We start from the raw sequence: 17,128 nt of genomic DNA, 5'->3' as shown, positions 1-17,128 counted from the left end.
CGGCACCCAACTCTACGCGCGTAGGAGTTAGAGTGCGCAGATGACGAGCGAGACCCCTAACCTGCCGACCCCGGATCAGATCCGCCGCTCCCCGAAGGTGCTGCTGCACGACCACCTCGACGGTGGGCTGCGCCCCGGGACGATCATCGAGCTGGCCCGCGAGGCCGGCTACGAGAACCTTCCCGAGACCGACGCCGACAAGCTCGGCATCTGGTTCCGGGAAGCCGCCGACTCCGGCTCCCTGCCGCGCTACCTGGAGACCTTCGCGCACACCTGCGCGGTCATGCAGACGAAGGCGGCGCTCACCCGGGTCGCCGCCGAGTGCGCCGAGGACCTGGCCGAGGACGGCGTCGTCTACGCCGAGATCCGCTACGCCCCCGAGCAGCACCTCGAAGCGGGCCTGACCCTCGAAGAGGTCGTCGAGGCCGTGAACGACGGCTTCCGCGAGGGCGAGCGCCGTGCGAAGGCCAACGGCCACCGCATCCGCGTCGGAGCCCTGCTCACCGCGATGCGCCACGCGGCGCGCGCCCTGGAGATCGCGGAGCTGGCCAACCGCTACCGCGACAACGGCGTGGTCGGCTTCGACATCGCCGGCGCCGAGGCCGGGTTCCCCCCCACCCGCCACCTCGACGCCTTCGAGTACCTCAAGCGCGAGAACAACCACTTCACGATCCACGCGGGCGAGGCCTTCGGCCTGCCGTCGATCTGGCAGGCCCTGCAGTGGTGCGGCGCCGACCGCCTCGGCCACGGCGTGAAGATCATCGACGACATCGAGGTCGCCGCCGACGGCACGGTGAAGCTGGGCCGCCTGGCCTCCTACGTCCGGGACAAGCGCATCCCCCTGGAGATGTGCCCGACCTCGAACCTGCAGACGGCCGCGGCCGCCTCGTACGCCGAGCACCCGATCGGTCTGCTGCGGAAGCTGCACTTCAGGCTCACCGTCAACACCGACAACCGGCTGATGAGCGGCACCAGCATGAGCCGCGAGTTCGAGCACCTGGTCGACACCTTCGGCTACTCGCTGGACGACATGCAGTGGTTCACCGTCAATGCGATGAAGTCCGCGTTCATTCCTTTCGATGAACGACTGGCCATGATCAACGAAGTGATCAAGCCGGGTTATGCGGAGCTGAAGTCCGAGTGGCTGTTCCAGCAGACCGCTTCGACCAGCGGTTCTGTTTCGGCGTAGGCCACGGTGTGACAGACGGAAAGCGCCCGGGAGGAGCAATTCCCGGGCGCTTTCTCGTATTTACTGATGTTTGCGGGAGAGGGTTTGAAGTGACTAGTTTGCGGAGCCGCTCAATTCCCCGTCGCAAGGACACGTTTTCATGAAGCAGTCAGCTGCCAAGACCCTCGGTGCCGCCGTTCTCGGTGCCGCCTTCGCCGTCGCCGCCGCCGGTACCGCCTCGGCCGTCCCCGCCGTCGGACTGACCGACGCGCTGGGCTCCGTCCCCGGCGCGCTCGGGGGCCTCACCGGCCAGCAGCAGGCAGGCACCGAGGGGAGCAGCCAGCCCAGCGACCCCACCTCTCAGGTCACCGGCCTGCTGACCCCGGTCACCAACGGCCTGAACGGCATCGGCGGCTGACGCTGCCGCGACACGAACACGCGAGCGGCGGGCGCACGCCTCTTCGACGAGGTGGGTGTCCCGCCGCGCCGTGTGCCACGATCACCACCAACTGCCCGCCGACGCACTGGGTATGAGGTTTCGGTCATGCGCAAAAAGGCACGAGCGACCTGGGTCGCGCTGCTCCCCGCCCTGCTGTTCGCAGCCGTGGGGTGCAGCAGTTCGGACACCCCCGCGACGGGCAAGGACCCGGACCCCAAGGGTTCCGTGGCCGCCACCCCGGGCGCGCCCGGAGCCCCGGCACCCACCACCGGTTCGAGCGGACCGGCCGCGCCGAAGAGCGGCGGCAGCAGGCTGGAGCGGTCCGCCCTGGAGCAGGGCGACCTGACCGGCTACCAGGTCTCCGCGCAGGGCAAGAACCCCAACGCCCCGGACGGCCAGCCGCAGGCCGACCGGAAGGCCTGCCAGCCCCTGGCCGACATCATGGGCGACAAGCCGGACCCGGCCGCGCGCGAGACCGTCAACCGGGGCGTCGGTTCCCAGAAGCAGGTCGGACTCGCGGTCTCCGCCTCCGTCAGCTCCTACGGCGAGAGCGACGCGAAGGCCCTGATCACCCGGCTCAAGACGGCCGTGGCCGCCTGCGGTACGGGATTCTCCGCCACCGTCGAGAAGCAGACCGGCAGCTACCGCGACGTGCGGTCCGCCGAGTACGCGACCAAGGGCGACGACACCGTCAGCTGGACCACGACCGCCACCGCCGCGGGCGTCTCCGCCCCGGTCCACCTGGTCGTCGTGCGCGAGGGCGACACCGTCGTGCGGCTGATGGCCCTGAACGTGGCGGCGGCCGAGCAGAAGGCGCAAGTGCCGCAGGAAGTGGCCGACAAGCAGGTCGAGAAGGTGCAGCGGGCCGGCTGAGCGCGCGGCCCGCGCGGGCCCGGGTCTACCAGGCGGTGGAGGCGGACTTCTCGTTCGGCAGGAGCAGCCACAGCGCCAGGTAGATCAGGAACTGCGGGCCGGGCAGCAGGCACGAGACGACGAAGATGACGCGCATCGTGTTGGCGGACATTCCGAAACGGCGCGCCAGGGCGGCGCAGACTCCGCCGATCCATCGTCCGTCACGCGGGCGGGCAAGGGCGCTCATGGCTTCTCCTTCGTAGGGATCGCTTTCTTGCGATGCCTCAATACTCCCGCTGAACCGCCGAGAGGACCTCGGTCCAGGGTCCGAGCCCGACCCTGGTAATTCTCGGGGTGGGCCCCTGATAAACGGGCCGTGAGCGGCGCAGCCGGGCCCGCAGGGCCGGTACGACGGCGACGTGCGCGACCACCACGCCGACCGTGTTCAGCAGGACCGAGTCCACGTCGACGACCCGCCCCGGGACCGCGCTCTGGAGCATTTCGATGCTCAGCGAGATCAGCACTCCCGCGGCGGCGGTCCGCACCAGCGAGGACCACGCGGTCAGCGGCGACGGCGCGAGCCGCCCGCTGACGAGCGGCAGCAGCACCCCGAGCGGGGCCAGCAGGGCCAGCCCCTCCCCGATCCGCCGGGTCGCCTCCAGCGGCCCGTACGCGAGGTCCGCCCGGATCCCCTCCAGCGGCGTCAGATTGGCGGCCGCCGCCCAGGGCACGTCCAGAGGCAGCAGGGTCAGCCACCCGACGACGAGGAGATGGGCGGCAAGCAGGGCCCCGGCCAGGAGCCGGAGCCGCAGGGGGATGGCGTTGGCGGCGCTGCCGCCGGCCTCAAGACGCTGCACACCTGCGAGGACGCGCCGGGCGGTGGACCTGGTTCCGCCTCTGGGGCCGCTGTGGCGGGGAGCACGTGCGGTGCGGTCAGCCCGTCGCGAGGAGCACGATCAGCAGTACGGCGCCGGCCACGACGGGCGCGATGACCTCGTACGACCAGTGCACGCGCGCGCCGCCCTGGGCGCCGGGCCGCGAGGCGCCGCGCTCGGCGAGTTTGCGCAGCTCGTCCACGATCCGGTCGGCGTCGGCCCGCTGCGGCTCGGCGGGCGCCGCGTTCTTCGCCGCCTCCGGCTCGGCCAGGCCCCGGCCCATGATCCCGCCGCGGCGCGTCTGCTGCCGGTTCGCCTTCTTCCGCTCCCGCAGGGAGACGGGCACCGCCCAGACCTGGTACTTCGATCCCTCGGCCAGCACCTCCACGGAGTAGCCCGACCGCAGGGAGTCCACGCAGGCCCAGGGCAGCTCGATGACCCGGAAGGGGTTCCGTACGCGCAGCCGGTCGTCGTTGGCGAAGACGGCCGGGCGGATCGTGAACGCCACGATCAGCGGGACCAGGCACAGGGCCACGGCCAGGGAGATCCACGGGGTGCTGCCCGAACCGCGGACCACGCCGTCCCCGCACAGCCAGGCGAGCAGCGCGAGCATCAGCACCCCGGTGACCACGGCCATGGAAGAGCGGTAGACACGGTCCTCGTAGACCGGTTCACCGGTCGGCTGCTGCTGCTCGCTGCTCATGCGGTCGATTCTGCCCCACGCCGTCTCAGCCCACGAGATCGGCGTACAGGATGATGTTGTCCGGCCGGTGACCGTCCGTGATGGCGCCGCCGCAGGTGATGACGCGCAGCTCGGGGCGCGTGGTGTCGCCGTAGACCTTGTCGGTGGGAAAGCGCTTCTTGTCGACCTGTTCGAGCTCGCGGACGCGGAAGACGACGTCGCCGCCGTCGGCCCGCGAGACGGTGATCTCGTCACCGGGCCGGACCTTGGAAACGTCCTTGAGGACGGCCGGGCCGCGCGCGGTGTCGAAGTGGCCGATCAGTACGGCGGGGCCGGTCTGGCCCGGGGTGACGCCCTTGGTGTACCAGCCGATCTTGTCCGCTTCCGGTACGGAGGGCACCTCGACGGTGCCGTCGGCGGCGAGGCCCAGCCCCAGCACGGGAGAGGCGTCCACCCCGGCTGCGGGGATCCGTACGCGCACCGGTTCGGAGGCGGGCCGCGGGGCCGCCGTGGCGGGGGCCGCGGGGGCCGAGGTGGGGGTGATCGAGGGCGGGGCGGACGAGGCGGCGGGGGCGGCCTCGTCCGGTGCCTGCGCGGTGGCGGCGCCGCAGCCGGTCAGGGCCGCCGAGAGCAGGGCGGTGGCGAGCAGGAGGCGTACGCGGTGGGCCATGGGGGTTGCTCCGGGAACGGGCCCGGCGGGCCACCGCTGGGGTGGCCCGCCGGGACGGGGTGCAGGGTCGGGCGCTCGGGCCGGTCAGCCCTGGGCGCGGCGGCGGCGGAGCAGGACGGACGCGCCGAGGGCGGCGAGGACCGCGCCGAGCCCGGCGCCGGCCAGGGCGGTGGTGGAGTCCGTGTCCCCGGTGGTGGTCTCGCCGGCGATCTCGGCGCCCGCGGCGACCCCGCCCTTGGGCACGACGGAGGTCTGGCCTGCGGTCTGCGCCTTCGGCGCGGCCGCAGTGGCGCTCGGCGTGGCGCTCGGCGTGGCGCTCGGCGTGGCGCTCGGCGTGGTGCTCGGCGTGGCGCTGGGCGCGACGGTCGGCTGGGCGGAGGGCTTCGCGGAGGGCTTGGTCTCCGGCTGCGGCTTCTGGGTGGGCTTCTGGAGGGTGTAGTTGGGCGTGCAGCCCGTGTGGAGCTTCGGGAACGCCGCGTGGGCCCACGGAGCGCCGTTCTGCAGTTTCCATTCGAGGACCGGCTCGGCGGAGTTCGGGTTCAGGATGCGGACGGTGTACTCCTCCTTCGCCGGGTTGTTGCGGTCCAGCCGGGTCGGCTCGACGCGGGAGCCCTGGGCGTACAGGGAGGCCACCGGGCCGTCGGGGGACATGGTCAGGTCGGCTTCGAGGCCGCGGCCCAGGATCTTGTGGACGGGCCGGGTCGTGCACAGGGTCCCGCCCTGGCCCTTGGGCAGGTCGTAGGAGGTGCTCCGGCCGTCCTTGGTCACGACGAGGGTCTCGGTGTTGCCCGTCCCGCTCTTGACGAGTTCCAGCTGCAGGCCGCGCACCGAGCGGGAGCGGTGCTCGCCGTCCAGCACGGCCAGGGCCTCGCCGATGTAGGCGTCGCCCGGGTTCCACTCCGGGCCGTAGGCGCGGATCCGGGCCTCGGGTCCGCTGGACGTGTGGCGCAGCACCGCGAGGAGGCCGGCGTCGATGAAGACGGGCGTGCCGCTGTAGCGGTCGGGGTCGGACGAGGACGCGGCAGCGGCTGCGGCATTCAGCGGGGTGGCGGCGAAGGCGGCACCGGCGGGGGCGAGGAGGGCCCCGACGAGCACGGCGGTGGCGGTGGCGGTGCGGGCGGCGGTACGCATAACGACTCCTGGGAGCAGGGTTTCGGAAAGAAGGGAGAGCCGCATGCCGCGTTTGTCTCTGTCGGGTTTTCGTCCGGGTGAGGTTCTGGCGGGCTGCTGAGAAGAAATCTATTGATCTTGTTCGCCCGGAGGATGCGCTTCCTGTCATGGCCCTGTAACAGGGAGTGGAGGTGTCGATTCCATAGCGGATCCGGGGGAGGGGGTGACAGGTCGCTACGCGCGTAGATATGCTCATCTGGTGACCATGCCCACCACCCTCACCGCATTCGCTGACGTGACGACGTCCGACAGCGCGCTGCGCCGCTTCCTGCACGGGCTGCCCGGCGTAGACGCAGTCGGCCTGGAGGCCCGCGCGGCCGCCCTCGGCACCCGTTCGATCAAGACGACGGCCAAGGCGTACGCCATCGACCTGGCCATCTCGATGATCGACCTGACGACGCTGGAAGGCGCGGACACCCCGGGCAAGGTCCGGGCGCTGTCCGCCAAGGCCGTCATCCCCGATCCGACCGACCGGACCACGCCGATGACGGCCGCCGTCTGCGTGTACCCCGACATGGTGGCCACCGCCAAGGCGGCGCTGAACGGCGCCGACGTCAAGGTGGCCTCCGTCGCCACGGCGTTCCCCGCCGGACGCGCGGCGCTGCCCGTCAAGCTCGCGGACACGGCCGACGCCGTCGCCGCCGGCGCCGACGAGATCGACATGGTCATCGACCGTGGCGCCTTCCTCGCCGGCCGCTACCTCGAGACGTACGAGCTGATCAGGGCCATCAAGGCGGCCTGTGTCCGCCCCGACGGCAGTGCGGCCCGCCTCAAGGTCATCTTCGAGACCGGCGAGCTGTCGACCTATGACAACATCCGCCGCGCCTCCTGGATCGGCATGCTCGCGGGCGCCGACTTCATCAAGACCTCCACCGGCAAGGTGGGCGTCAACGCCACCCCCGCCAACACCCTGCTCATGCTCGAAGCCGTACGCGACTTCAAGGAGCAGACTGGAATCCAGATCGGCGTGAAGCCGGCCGGCGGCATCCGGACCACCAAGGACGCCATCAAGTTCCTGGTCCTGGTCAACGAGACCGTGGGCGAGGAGTGGCTGACCAACCACTGGTTCCGCTTCGGCGCCTCCAGCCTGCTCAACGACCTGCTGATGCAGCGCCAGAAGCTGAGCACCGGCCGTTACTCCGGTCCCGACTACGTGACGGTGGACTGATCACCATGGCATCCCTCTTCGAGTACGCACCGGCCCCCGAGTCCCGCTCGGTCGTCGACATCGCCCCCTCCTACGGGCTCTTCATCGACGGCGAGTTCACCGACGCCGCCGACGGCAAGGTCTTCAAGACCGTCTCGCCGAGCAGCGAGGAAGTCCTGTCCGAGGTCGCCCAGGCGGGCACCGCCGACGTGGACCGCGCCGTCAAGGCCGCCCGCAAGGCCTTCGAGAAGTGGTCCGCGCTGCCCGGCTCCGAGCGCGCCAAGTACCTCTTCCGGATCGCCCGGATCATCCAGGAGCGCAGCCGCGAGCTGGCCGTCCTGGAGACCCTGGACAACGGCAAGCCGATCAAGGAGACCCGCGACGCGGACCTCCCGCTGGTCGCCGCGCACTTCTTCTACTACGCGGGCTGGGCCGACAAGCTCGACCACGCGGGCTACGGCGCGGGCCCCCGCCCGCTGGGCGTCGCGGGCCAGGTCATCCCCTGGAACTTCCCCCTCCTCATGCTTGCGTGGAAGATCGCCCCGGCGCTCGCCACCGGCAACACGGTCGTCCTGAAGCCCGCCGAGACCACCCCGCTGACCGCGCTGTTCTTCGCGGACATCTGCCGCCAGGCCGGGCTACCCAAGGGCGTCGTCAACATCCTCCCCGGCTACGGGGACGCGGGCGCGGCCCTCGTCGAGCACCCGGACGTGAACAAGGTCGCCTTCACCGGCTCGACCGCCGTGGGCAAGAAGATCGCCCGCCACGTCGCCGGCACCGACAAGAAGGTCACCCTGGAGCTGGGCGGCAAGGGCGCCAACATCGTCTTCGACGACGCCCCCATCGACCAGGCCGTCGAGGGCATCGTCAACGGCATCTTCTTCAACCAGGGCCAGGTCTGCTGCGCGGGCTCGCGCCTGCTGGTCCAGGAGTCGATCCACGACGAGCTGCTGGACTCCCTCAAGCGCCGCCTGTCCACGCTGCGCCTCGGCGACCCGCTCGACAAGAACACCGACATCGGTGCGATCAACTCCGCCGAGCAGCTCGCCCGGATCACCGCGCTCGCGGAGACCGGCGAGGCCGAGGGCGCCGAGCGCTGGTCCCCGGCGTGCGAGCTGCCGTCCGCGGGCTACTGGTTCGCCCCGACGCTGTTCACGAACGTCACCCAGGCGCACACCGTCGCCCGCGACGAGATCTTCGGCCCGGTGCTGTCCGTGCTGACCTTCCGTACGCCCGACGAGGCCGTCGCCAAGGCCAACAACAGCCAGTACGGCCTGTCCGCCGGCATCTGGACGGAGAAGGGCTCGCGCATCCTCGCGGTCGCCAACAAGCTCCGTGCGGGCGTCGTCTGGGCCAACACGTTCAACAAGTTCGACCCGACCTCGCCCTTCGGCGGCTACAAGGAGTCGGGCTTCGGCCGCGAGGGCGGCCGCCACGGCCTGGAGGGCTACCTCGATGTCTGATTCGTCTACGGCGCAGACGCGTCTGAACGTCTTCAAGACCTACAAGCTGTACGTCGGGGGCAAGTTCCCCCGCTCCGAGAGCGGCCGGGTGTACGAAGTGACGGACTCGAAGGGCAAGTGGCTGGCCAACGCCCCCCTGTCCTCCCGCAAGGACGCGCGTGACGCCGTCGTCGCCGCCCGCAAGGCCTTCGGCGGCTGGTCCGGCGCGACCGCGTACAACCGCGGCCAGATCCTCTACCGCATCGCCGAGATGCTGGAGGGCCGCCGCGAGCAGTTCGTCCGCGAGGTCGGCGAGGCCGAGGGGCTGTCCAAGTCCAAGGCCGCGGCGGTCGTGGACGCGGCCATCGACCGCTGGGTCTGGTACGCGGGCTGGACCGACAAGATCGGCCAGATCGTGGGCGGGGCCAACCCGGTCGCGGGCCCGTACTTCAACCTCTCCACCCCCGAGCCCACCGGCGTGGTCACGGTCGTGGCCCCGCAGGACTCGTCCTTCATGGGCCTGGTCTCGGTGATCGCCCCGGTCATCGCCACCGGCAACACCGTCGTCGTGATCGCCTCGGAGAAGTCCCCGCTGCCGGCGCTGTCCCTGGGCGAGGTGCTGGCCACCTCCGACCTGCCCGGCGGCGTGGTCAACATCCTGTCCGGCAAGGCCTCCGAGATGGGCCCGCACCTGGCCGCCCACCAGGACGTCAACGCGATCGACCTGGCCGGAGCCGATGCGGCACTGGCCAAGGAGCTGGAGATCGCCGCGGCCGACAACCTCAAGCGCGTCCTGCGTCCACAGCCTGTGGACGACTGGAACGCCGACCCGGGCACGCACCGCATGACGGCGTTCCTGGAGACCAAGACCGTCTGGCACCCCACGGGCTCGCTGGGCGCGGGCGGGTCCTCCTACTAGGAGCACCCGCCCCACCGACCGGCCCCGGCAGCGACCCCCGTGCTGCCGGGGCCTTCCCGTGCCCGCTACTGCTTCGGGAGCACCGGCCCGAGCAGCGAGGACACGGCCGCGGTGGGCAGCTCGCCCACCGAGGAACCGCGGGTCAGGCTGCCGGTGACCATGCCCGTACCGACGGACGGGAAGTCCGCGATCTTGGTGGCCACCCCGTTGTCCAGCGGGTCCACACCGGTGTTCGCGAGCGGGTTCACCTTCAGGTTCGCGATCGGGTTCGCGACGCCGGCCAGCGCGGCGGGGACGTCGAGTTCACCGGCCTGTGCGCCGCCGGCGGCCATCGCCAGGGCCGCGCCGGCCATCGAGACGCTCAGGCCCGCGGCGCGGAGCCGGTTCGGTCCGGAAGGAGCTGCGTGACGTGCCATGGGAATCCTCGCCTGTGGTCGTAGTCGCGTGCGCACGCAGCGTAGTTGAGGTGTGATCCTGGATACCAACCGGCCACCTGGAGGATCCCCTACCCGGGGGAATGGTTCAGACTGGTGTCCCGTGAGCTCCTCCTCTCCTTCACCGACCCGCGTCGTGCTGCTGACCGGTCCGTCGGGCTCCGGCAAGTCCTCCCTCGCCGCCCGTTCGGGGCTGCCCGTGCTGCGCCTCGACGACTTCTACAAGGAGGGCGACGACCCCACCCTCCCCCTGGTGGAGGGCAGCGCCGACATCGACTGGGACTCCCCGCTGTCCTGGGACGCGGACACGGCGGTCGCGGCCATCGCCCGGCTGTGCGCGACGGGGCGCACGCAGGTGCCCGTCTACGACATCTCCACGTCCTCGCGGACCGGCTCCGAGACCTTCGACATCGCACGGTCCCCGCACACACCGCTGTTCATCGCCGAGGGCATCTTCGCCGCCGACATCGCGGCACGCTGCCAGGAGCTGGGGCTGCTGGCCGACGCGATCTGCCTGCGCGGACGCCCCTCGACCACCTTCCGCCGCCGGCTCGCCCGTGACCTGCGCGAGGGGCGCAAGTCCGTCCCGTTCCTGCTGCGCAGGGGCTGGCGCCTGATGCGAGCCGAGCGGGGCATCGTGGCCCGGCACGTCGGCCTCGGCGCGCACGCCTGCGCCCGCGACGAGGCCCTGGGCCGCCTCGCGGCCGCCGCGGCCGGCCGCCACCGCACCACCGCCCCCGCGTAGGGCCGCCGGTAACGAGGACGCGAAAAGGCGGGATCACGGGGACCCCCGACCCCTTGATCCCGCCTTTTCCCCCCGCGGCCCCCGTCCCACCCCCGTAGGACGGGCCCCCTGGCCCGATGGTCCTGTTCCGCCGCGTTACGCGACGAGCTCTTCGAAGGACTCCGCCTCGTCGTTGCCGAAGCTCAGCGCCTCGTCGTCCCGCAGGCGGCGCAGCGAACGCCAGATGCTCGACTTCACAGTGCCGACGCTGATCCCGAGGATCTCGGCGATCTCCGGGTCCGTACGGCCCTCGTAGTACCGCAGCACCAGCATCGTGCGCTGCGTCTCCGGGATGCGGGCGAGTGCCTGCCACAGCACCGCACGCAGTTCCGTACCGCGCATCGCGTCCGTGTCGGAGGCCGTCTCCGGCAGCTCCTCGGTCGGGTACTCGTTCAGCTTCCGCCGCCGCCACGCGCTGATGTGCAGGTTCGTCATCGTGCGCCGCAGGTAGCCGCCGACGGCAGCCTTGTCGGTGATCCGGTCCCAGGCGCGGTACGTGGAGAACAGCGCGCTCTGCAACAGGTCCTCGGCCTCGTGCCGGTCACCGGTGAGGTGGAAGGCCGTCGCGTACAGCGCGGCCCGGCGCTCCTGCACGTACGCCGTGAACTCCGCCTCGGAAGCCGAGGACGGGTTGCTGCGCTGTGCGGGAACCGCCTGGTACTGGTTCGCGTCAATGGCTGTGACGTGTGCCGGCCGCGGACGGGCGACCGTGACGTTACGGACACCCGCCCGGCGGTTCACATCGTGCAGCCGCGTGACAACCGCGCTGGTCGTGGTGCTGTGCAGCGTGTTCATCTCGCGCCCCCCGTCGTGGAGTCTGCTTCGGTCCGTTGTGCGTTGACAGAAGCCTGCCCCCCCGACATAACCGGGGTGTCCGCCGACTGTCACAGGCCTGTCACAGCGAACCCCTGCCGGATCCCCGCCGCCAGGAGGTCGAAGTCCGAACGGGGGATGGGACAGAATGAGCCCGTGCCTTTCCTGTTGCTGATCGAGGACGACGACGCCATCCGCACGGCCCTCGAACTCTCCCTGTCACGCCAGGGCCACCGAGTGGCCACCGCGGCGACGGGCGAGGACGGCCTGAAACTGCTGCGCGAGCAGCGGCCGGACCTGATCGTGCTGGACGTCATGCTGCCCGGGATCGACGGCTTCGAGGTGTGCCGGCGGATCCGCCGCACCGACCAGCTGCCGATCATCCTGCTCACCGCGCGCAGCGACGACATCGACGTGGTCGTCGGTCTGGAGTCCGGCGCCGACGACTACGTGGTCAAGCCCGTCCAGGGCCGGGTCCTCGACGCCCGCATCCGGGCCGTGCTGCGCCGTGGCGAGCGGGAGTCCAGCGACTCCGCGAGCTTCGGGTCCCTGGTCATCGACCGGGCGGCGATGACGGTGACGAAGAACGGGGAGGACCTCCAGCTCACCCCGACCGAGCTGCGCCTGCTGCTGGAACTGAGCCGGCGGCCCGGCCAGGCCCTGTCCCGTCAGCAGCTGCTCCGCCTCGTCTGGGAGCACGACTACCTCGGCGACTCCCGGCTCGTCGACGCCTGCGTGCAGCGGCTGCGCGCCAAGGTCGAGGACGTGCCGTCCTCACCCACCCTGATCCGCACCGTCCGGGGCGTCGGTTACCGCCTGGACTCCCCGCAGTGATCCGGGCGCTGCTCTCGGGCCGGCGCTGGACCAGCCTGCGGCTGCGCCTCCTCGTGGTGTTCGCACTGGTCGCGCTGACGGCCGCGGTCTCGGCCTCCGGGATCGCGTACTGGCTCAACCGGGAGGCGGTCCTCACCCGCGTCCAGGAGGCCGCCCTCGGCGACTTCCGGCAGGAGATGCAGAACCGGGCCGCCGCACTGCCCGCGGACCCGACCCCGGAGGAGATGCAGCGCACCGCCGAACTGATGGCGGGCAGCAGCCCCGGCTACAGCGTGCTGCTGGTGCACGAGGACAAGGACCGCCGTCAGGTGTTCGGGGCGGCGGGACCCGATTCCTTCGGGCTGGCCGACGTGCCCAAGTCCCTCCAGCACGCGGTGGACGACCAGCAGAAGATGACCTCGGCCAACGACTCCGAGTACCACATGTACTGGCAGCGGACGAAGCCGCAGGGCAATCCGTACCTGGTCGGCGGGACGCGGATCGTGGGCGGCGGGCCGACCGGCTACATGTACAAGTCGCTCGCGCAGGAGCGGGACGACCTCAACGCGCTGGGCTGGTCGCTGACCATCGCGACGGGTCTGGCGCTGCTCGGCTCCGCGCTGCTGGCGCAGGCCGCGGCCCGTACCGTGCTCAAGCCCGTGCAGCGGCTGGGCGATGCGGCGCGGCGGCTCGGCGAGGGCGAGCTGGACCACCGGCTCGACGTGTCGGGGACCGACGAACTCGCCGATCTGTCGCACACCTTCAACAAGACGGCCGAGGCGCTGGAGAAGAAGGTCGCCGACATGAGCGCGCGGGAGGAGTCCAGCCGGCGCTTCGTCGCGGACATGTCGCACGAACTGCGGACCCCGCTGACGGCGCTGACGGCGGTGGCCGAGGTGCTGGAGGAGGAGGTCGACGACCTCGACCCGATGATCGCCCCGGCGGTCGCGCTCGTGGTGAGCGAGACCCGGCGGCTCAACGACCTCGTCGAGAACCTGATGGAGGTCACCCGCTTCGACGCGGGAACGGCCCGGCTGGTGCTCGACGACGTGGACGTCGCCGACCAGGTCACCGCCTGCATCGACGCGCGGGCCTGGCTGGACGCCGTGGAACTCGATGCCGAACGGGGCATCGTGGCGCGGCTCGACCCGCGCCGCCTCGACGTGATCCTGGCCAACCTGATCGGCAACGCGCTCAAGCACGGCGGTTCGCCGGTGCGGGTCTCGGTGGTCGTGCAGGACGAGTGGCTGGTGATCGCGGTCCAGGACAACGGGCCGGGCATCCCCGAGGAGGTCCTGCCGCACGTCTTCGACCGGTTCTACAAGGCCAGCGCCTCCCGGCCGAAGTCGGACGGGAGCGGGCTGGGCCTGTCGATCGCCGTGGAGAACGCACACATCCACGGCGGTGACATCACCGCCGCCAACGGGGCGGGGGGCGGTGCGCTGTTCACGCTGCGGCTGCCGGTGGACGTGGGGAAGGTGATCGCCGGTGGCGAGGATACGTAGGGTGCGGGCGGTGGCGGTGGGCCTCCTCGGGCTGGTCGCCCTGGGCGTCCTGCCGGGCTGCGGGATCAGGGCGACGACGGTCCCCGTGGACGTGGGCGCGGCCCCGTCCCGGGTGTCCTGCGACACCCCGGCGCAGCCGTCCGGGCAGGGCGCGGTGCAGGGTTTCCGGGCCACGGTGGAACTGGTCTGCGGATCGCAGCTGGTGGGCGTGGAACGGGTGGTCCCGGTGCCCGAGAAGAGGGCCGTGAAGGATCCCGTGGCGCTCGTCGCGCAGGCACTGCTGGAGGAGCTGGAGCGGACCCCGTCCGCGGAGGAGCGGGACGCCGGTTTCACGACCGGGGTCCCGGCCGGGCTGACGTCGGGCCAGCCGAGGACGGGGGACCCGGCGGGCACGGTGCGTCTGAGCCGCAAGCCGGAGGACCTGTCGCCGGTCGCGCTCTCGCAGCTCGTGTGCACGCTGGCGGGCAGCGAAGCGGTGTCGGCGGGCCCGGGACCGGTGGTCCTGGGCGGGCCGGACGCGGATCCGCCGCGTGCCTGGGAATGCACGGACGCGGTGCGCTCCCGCCCGGAATCGGTCCCGACCCTGGGCGAAATCGTCCGCCCGACGCCTTCCTGACGCGCTCACGGCTCGGCCCGGGCGGCCCTCCCCGGCTCGCGCCGCTGCGGCGGACTCCGTCCGCCGGGGGTCGCCCGGGGCGTCGCCCGTGCCCGTACAGGGGCCGCGGGACCGGTGTCCCGCGGCGCCGGCCGGTACGGGTCCACCGCCCGCCACTTGGACCGCCTGGACAGCCCACGGCCCCCCGGGCCGGACGGGGCTCGGGGGGCCGTGGGGGTGGCGGGGGCGGCTAGATGCCTGCTGCCACCGCCAGGTCCTTCTTGATCGCGTCCAGGATCTCCTGGCCGCGGGTGCGGGCCGGGGCCAGGTCGCAGGCCTCGGCCACCGGGACCACGACCTCCAGGTAGCACTTCAGCTTCGGCTCCGTGCCCGACGGGCGGACGATCACGCGGGCCTTGTAGTCGCCGTCCAGGTAGTAGCGCAGGCCGTCCGTGGGCGGAAGGGATTCCGTGCCCCGCGTCAGGTCCTCCGCCGAGACGACCCGCAGGCCGGCCAGCGAGGCCGGGGGCTGCGCGCGCAGCGCCGCCATCGCCGAGGCGATGACCGACAGGTCCGAGACGCGGACCGACAGCTGGTCGGTGGCGTGCAGGCCGTGGGCCATCGCCAGGTCGTCCAGCAGGTCGGTCAGGGTGCGGCCCTGCTCCTTGAGCTCCGAGGCCAGCTCCGCCACCAGCAGGGCGGCCGTGACGCCGTCCTTGTCGCGGACGCCCTCGGGGTCCACGCAGTAGCCGAGCGCCTCCTCGTAGCCGTAGCGCAGGCCTTCGACGCGGGCGATCCACTTGAAGCCCGTCAGGGTCTCCTCGTAGCCGACGCCCGCGGCCTCCGCGATCCGGCCCAGGAGGCTGGAGGAGACGATGGACTCCGCGAAGACGCCCTGCGCCCCCTTGTGCACGAGGTGGGCCGCCAGCAGCGCGCCGACCTCGTCGCCGCGCAGCATCCGCCAGCCGGCCGCAGAGGCGTCGTCCGGGACGGCCACCGCGCAGCGGTCGGCGTCCGGGTCGTTCGCGATCACGATGTCCGGGGCGGTCTCGGCGGCCTTCGCGAAGGACAGGTCCATCGCGCCCGGCTCCTCCGGGTTGGGGAAGGCCACGGTCGGGAAGGCGGGGTCCGGCTCGGCCTGCTCGGCGACCAGGACCGGCTCCGGGAAGCCGTGCCGGGCGAAGGCCGCCATCACGACGTCCTTGCCGACGCCGTGCATGGCCGTGTAGACGGTCCGCACGCCCCGGGGGGACCCGGGGGTCAGGACGGAGTCCGTACGCGCCAGGTAGGCCTCCAGGACCTCGTCGCCGAGCTGCTCCCAGCCCGACTCCGGGCGCGGGACCGAGGCGAGGGTCTCCACGCGGGCGATCTCCGCGGCGATCTCGGTGTCCGCCGGGGAGACGATCTGCGAGCCGTCGCCGAGGTAGACCTTGTAGCCGTTGTCCCGGGGAGGGTTGTGGCTCGCGGTCACCTCGACGCCGGCGACGGCGCCCAGGTGCCTTATGGCGTACGCCAGGACGGGCGTCGGCAGCGGACGGGGCAGGACGGCCGCGCGCAGCCCGGCGCCGGTCATCACGGCCGCGGTGTCGCGGGCGAAGTCGGCCGACTTGTAGCGCGCGTCGTAGCCGACGACGACCAGGCCGCCGGCGTGGCCCTGGGCCTTGAGGTAGGCCGCGAGGCCCGCCGCGGCCCGGATGACCACGCTGCGGTTCATCCGCATCGGGCCCGCACCGATCTCGCCGCGCAGCCCGGCGGTGCCGAACTGGAGCGTGCCGGAGAAGCGGTCCGCGAGCGCGGCGGTGTCGCCCGACTCGATGAGCTCCGCGAGCTCCGCCGCGGTCTCGGGGTCCGGGTCCTCGGCCAGCCAGGCCTGCGCCCGGGTGATCAGGTCGTCCTGTTCCTGCACTACTTCCGCCTTACCTCTCGTACGGGCCCGGTGCCTCAGATGCGGGCGAGGACCTGGGTCAGCAGCTTGCCCATGCGCGCGGCCGAGTCACGGCCGGCCTGGAGCACCTCTTCGTGGTTCAGCGGCTCGCCGGAGATGCCCGCCGCCAGGTTGGTGACCAGGGAGATGCCGAGCACCTCGGCGCCGGCCTCACGGGCGGCGATGGCCTCCAGCACGGTGGACATGCCGACCAGGTCGGCGCCCATCACGCGGATCATGTTGATCTCGGCCGGGGTCTCGTAGTGCGGCCCGGGGAACTGCACGTAGACGCCCTCTTCGAGGGTCTCGTCGATCTCCTTGCACATCGCGCGCAGCCGCGGCGAGTACAGGTCGGTGAGGTCCACGAAGTTCGCGCCGATGATCGGCGAGGTGGCCGTCAGGTTGAGGTGGTCGCTGATCAGGACCGGCTGGCCGGGCTTCATGCCCTCGCGCAGGCCCCCGCAGCCGTTGGTCAGGACGACGGTCTTGCAGCCGGCGGCGACGGCGGTGCGCACGCCGTGGGCGACGGCGGCGACGCCGCGGCCCTCGTAGTAGTGGGTCCGGCCGAGGAAGAGCAGCGCGCGCTTGTCGCCGATCTTGTACGAGCGGATCTTGCCGCCGTGGCCCTCGACGGCGGGGGGCGGGAAGCCGGGCAGCTCGGTGACCGGGAACTCGGCCTCGGGGGCGCCGAGCGCCTCCGCAGCGGGGGCCCAGCCGGAGCCCATGACGAGGGCGACGTCGTGGGTCTCGGCGCCGGTGAGCTCACGCAGACGCGCGGCGGCGGCGTCTGCGGCAGCGTGGGGATCGGTAACAGATGCGTTCACGCGGACGAGCGTAACCGCTCAATCCCTACGCGCGTAGATGGCACAGCTCACGGTGTTCGGATCGTTGCCTTG

19 protein-coding genes are annotated in these 17,128 nt (G+C 71.9%); 10 read left to right on the top strand and 9 right to left on the bottom strand.

The genetic code is table 11. From position 1 onward, the window contains the following. Positions 1-40 precede the first annotated feature (40 nt). The 3 genes from IO30_RS0119085 to IO30_RS0119075 all read left to right on the top strand — a co-directional run bounded on the left by IO30_RS0119085 (position 41) and on the right by IO30_RS0119075 (position 2,480). The gene (locus IO30_RS0119085; protein WP_031144630.1) at positions 41-1,189 is read left to right on the top strand and encodes an adenosine deaminase; all 1,149 of its coding nucleotides are present in this window, start codon (positions 41-43) and stop codon (positions 1,187-1,189) included. A 139-nt stretch (positions 1,190-1,328) separates the two neighbouring features. Beyond that, positions 1,329-1,586, top strand: a complete 258-nt coding sequence (locus tag IO30_RS0119080) for a hypothetical protein (RefSeq protein ID WP_031144629.1) — start codon at positions 1,329-1,331, stop codon at positions 1,584-1,586. 126 nt (positions 1,587-1,712) lie between these two features. Next, the gene (locus IO30_RS0119075; protein ID WP_031144627.1) at positions 1,713-2,480 is read left to right on the top strand and encodes a hypothetical protein; all 768 of its coding nucleotides are present in this window, start codon (positions 1,713-1,715) and stop codon (positions 2,478-2,480) included. 25 nt (positions 2,481-2,505) lie between these two features. Here the strand turns inward: IO30_RS0119075 and IO30_RS0119070 are convergent, their stop codons facing one another. The 5 genes from IO30_RS0119070 to IO30_RS44725 all read right to left on the bottom strand — a co-directional run bounded on the left by IO30_RS0119070 (position 2,506) and on the right by IO30_RS44725 (position 5,817). After that, positions 2,506-2,706 (bottom strand): PspC domain-containing protein, encoded by a 201-nt coding sequence (locus tag IO30_RS0119070; protein ID WP_031144626.1) that lies wholly within the window; start codon positions 2,704-2,706, stop codon positions 2,506-2,508. A 37-nt stretch (positions 2,707-2,743) separates the two neighbouring features. Further along, complete coding sequence (locus tag IO30_RS0119065) at positions 2,744-3,316, bottom strand: VanZ family protein (protein ID WP_031144625.1); 573 nt, start codon at positions 3,314-3,316, stop codon at positions 2,744-2,746. A 76-nt stretch (positions 3,317-3,392) separates the two neighbouring features. Beyond that, on the bottom strand, positions 3,393-4,037 hold the full coding sequence (locus IO30_RS0119060) for a PH domain-containing protein (protein WP_031144623.1): 645 nt from the start codon (positions 4,035-4,037) through the stop codon (positions 3,393-3,395). Positions 4,038-4,062: 25 nt separating this feature from the next. Continuing rightward, the gene (locus tag IO30_RS0119055; protein ID WP_031144621.1) at positions 4,063-4,686 is read right to left on the bottom strand and encodes a class F sortase; all 624 of its coding nucleotides are present in this window, start codon (positions 4,684-4,686) and stop codon (positions 4,063-4,065) included. An 84-nt stretch (positions 4,687-4,770) separates the two neighbouring features. Continuing rightward, complete coding sequence (locus IO30_RS44725) at positions 4,771-5,817, bottom strand: LPXTG cell wall anchor domain-containing protein (protein WP_051902408.1); 1,047 nt, start codon at positions 5,815-5,817, stop codon at positions 4,771-4,773. 244 nt (positions 5,818-6,061) lie between these two features. On the opposite strand from IO30_RS44725, the gene deoC reads away from it, so the two are divergent. The 3 genes from deoC to IO30_RS0119035 are packed head-to-tail and all read left to right on the top strand — an operon-like array spanning position 6,062 to position 9,364. Further along, a complete protein-coding gene (gene deoC, locus IO30_RS0119045) occupies positions 6,062-7,024 on the top strand; it encodes a deoxyribose-phosphate aldolase (protein WP_031144618.1) in 963 nt (320 codons plus the stop codon). Between the two features lie 5 nt (positions 7,025-7,029). Beyond that, positions 7,030-8,466 (top strand): aldehyde dehydrogenase family protein, encoded by a 1,437-nt coding sequence (locus tag IO30_RS0119040; RefSeq protein ID WP_031144616.1) that lies wholly within the window; start codon positions 7,030-7,032, stop codon positions 8,464-8,466. Beyond that, positions 8,459-9,364, top strand: a complete 906-nt coding sequence (locus tag IO30_RS0119035; protein ID WP_031144614.1) for an aldehyde dehydrogenase family protein — start codon at positions 8,459-8,461, stop codon at positions 9,362-9,364. The genes IO30_RS0119040 and IO30_RS0119035 overlap by 8 nt, the downstream gene beginning before the upstream one ends. A gap of 65 nt (positions 9,365-9,429) precedes the next feature. On the opposite strand, the gene IO30_RS0119030 is transcribed toward IO30_RS0119035, so the two are convergent. Further along, a complete protein-coding gene (locus IO30_RS0119030; RefSeq protein WP_031144613.1) occupies positions 9,430-9,780 on the bottom strand; it encodes a hypothetical protein in 351 nt (116 codons plus the stop codon). A 55-nt stretch (positions 9,781-9,835) separates the two neighbouring features. On the opposite strand from IO30_RS0119030, the gene IO30_RS0119025 reads away from it, so the two are divergent. Continuing rightward, positions 9,836-10,543: a uridine kinase family protein gene (locus IO30_RS0119025; protein WP_078903707.1), complete on the top strand. Its 708-nt coding sequence runs from the start codon at positions 9,836-9,838 to the stop codon at positions 10,541-10,543. A 135-nt stretch (positions 10,544-10,678) separates the two neighbouring features. Here IO30_RS0119025 and IO30_RS0119020 read toward each other — a convergent pair whose 3' ends face one another. Then, the gene (locus IO30_RS0119020) at positions 10,679-11,377 is read right to left on the bottom strand and encodes a SigE family RNA polymerase sigma factor (protein ID WP_031144609.1); all 699 of its coding nucleotides are present in this window, start codon (positions 11,375-11,377) and stop codon (positions 10,679-10,681) included. A 174-nt stretch (positions 11,378-11,551) separates the two neighbouring features. Between IO30_RS0119020 and afsQ1 the strand changes: the two genes are divergently transcribed. From afsQ1 to IO30_RS0119005, 3 genes are read left to right on the top strand one after another with little or no spacing between them, the layout of a single operon-like run. Then, positions 11,552-12,229 carry a two-component system response regulator AfsQ1 gene (gene afsQ1, locus IO30_RS0119015; RefSeq protein ID WP_063754818.1) on the top strand — a complete coding sequence of 226 codons (678 nt, stop codon included), beginning with the start codon at positions 11,552-11,554 and terminating at the stop codon, positions 12,227-12,229. Further along, positions 12,127-13,713 (top strand): HAMP domain-containing sensor histidine kinase, encoded by a 1,587-nt coding sequence (locus IO30_RS0119010; RefSeq protein WP_373316536.1) that lies wholly within the window; start codon positions 12,127-12,129, stop codon positions 13,711-13,713. The genes afsQ1 and IO30_RS0119010 overlap by 103 nt, the downstream gene beginning before the upstream one ends. Further along, positions 13,706-14,329 (top strand): hypothetical protein, encoded by a 624-nt coding sequence (locus IO30_RS0119005; RefSeq protein WP_051902415.1) that lies wholly within the window; start codon positions 13,706-13,708, stop codon positions 14,327-14,329. Before IO30_RS0119010 ends, IO30_RS0119005 begins: the two co-directional genes overlap by 8 nt. Positions 14,330-14,558: 229 nt before the next feature. Here IO30_RS0119005 and IO30_RS0119000 read toward each other — a convergent pair whose 3' ends face one another. Both IO30_RS0119000 and IO30_RS0118995 read right to left on the bottom strand, forming a co-directional pair. Next, a complete protein-coding gene (locus IO30_RS0119000) occupies positions 14,559-16,214 on the bottom strand; it encodes a phospho-sugar mutase (RefSeq protein WP_031144603.1) in 1,656 nt (551 codons plus the stop codon). A gap of 35 nt (positions 16,215-16,249) precedes the next feature. After that, positions 16,250-17,056, bottom strand: a complete 807-nt coding sequence (locus IO30_RS0118995) for a purine-nucleoside phosphorylase (RefSeq protein ID WP_031144601.1) — start codon at positions 17,054-17,056, stop codon at positions 16,250-16,252. Positions 17,057-17,128: the final 72 nt, after the last annotated feature.

The sequence above is a fragment of the Streptomyces xanthophaeus genome (assembly GCF_000725805.1).
Taxonomy (GTDB): Bacteria; Actinomycetota; Actinomycetes; order Streptomycetales; family Streptomycetaceae; genus Streptomyces; species Streptomyces xanthophaeus.
This window is presented reverse-complemented; position numbering and strand designations above follow the sequence as displayed.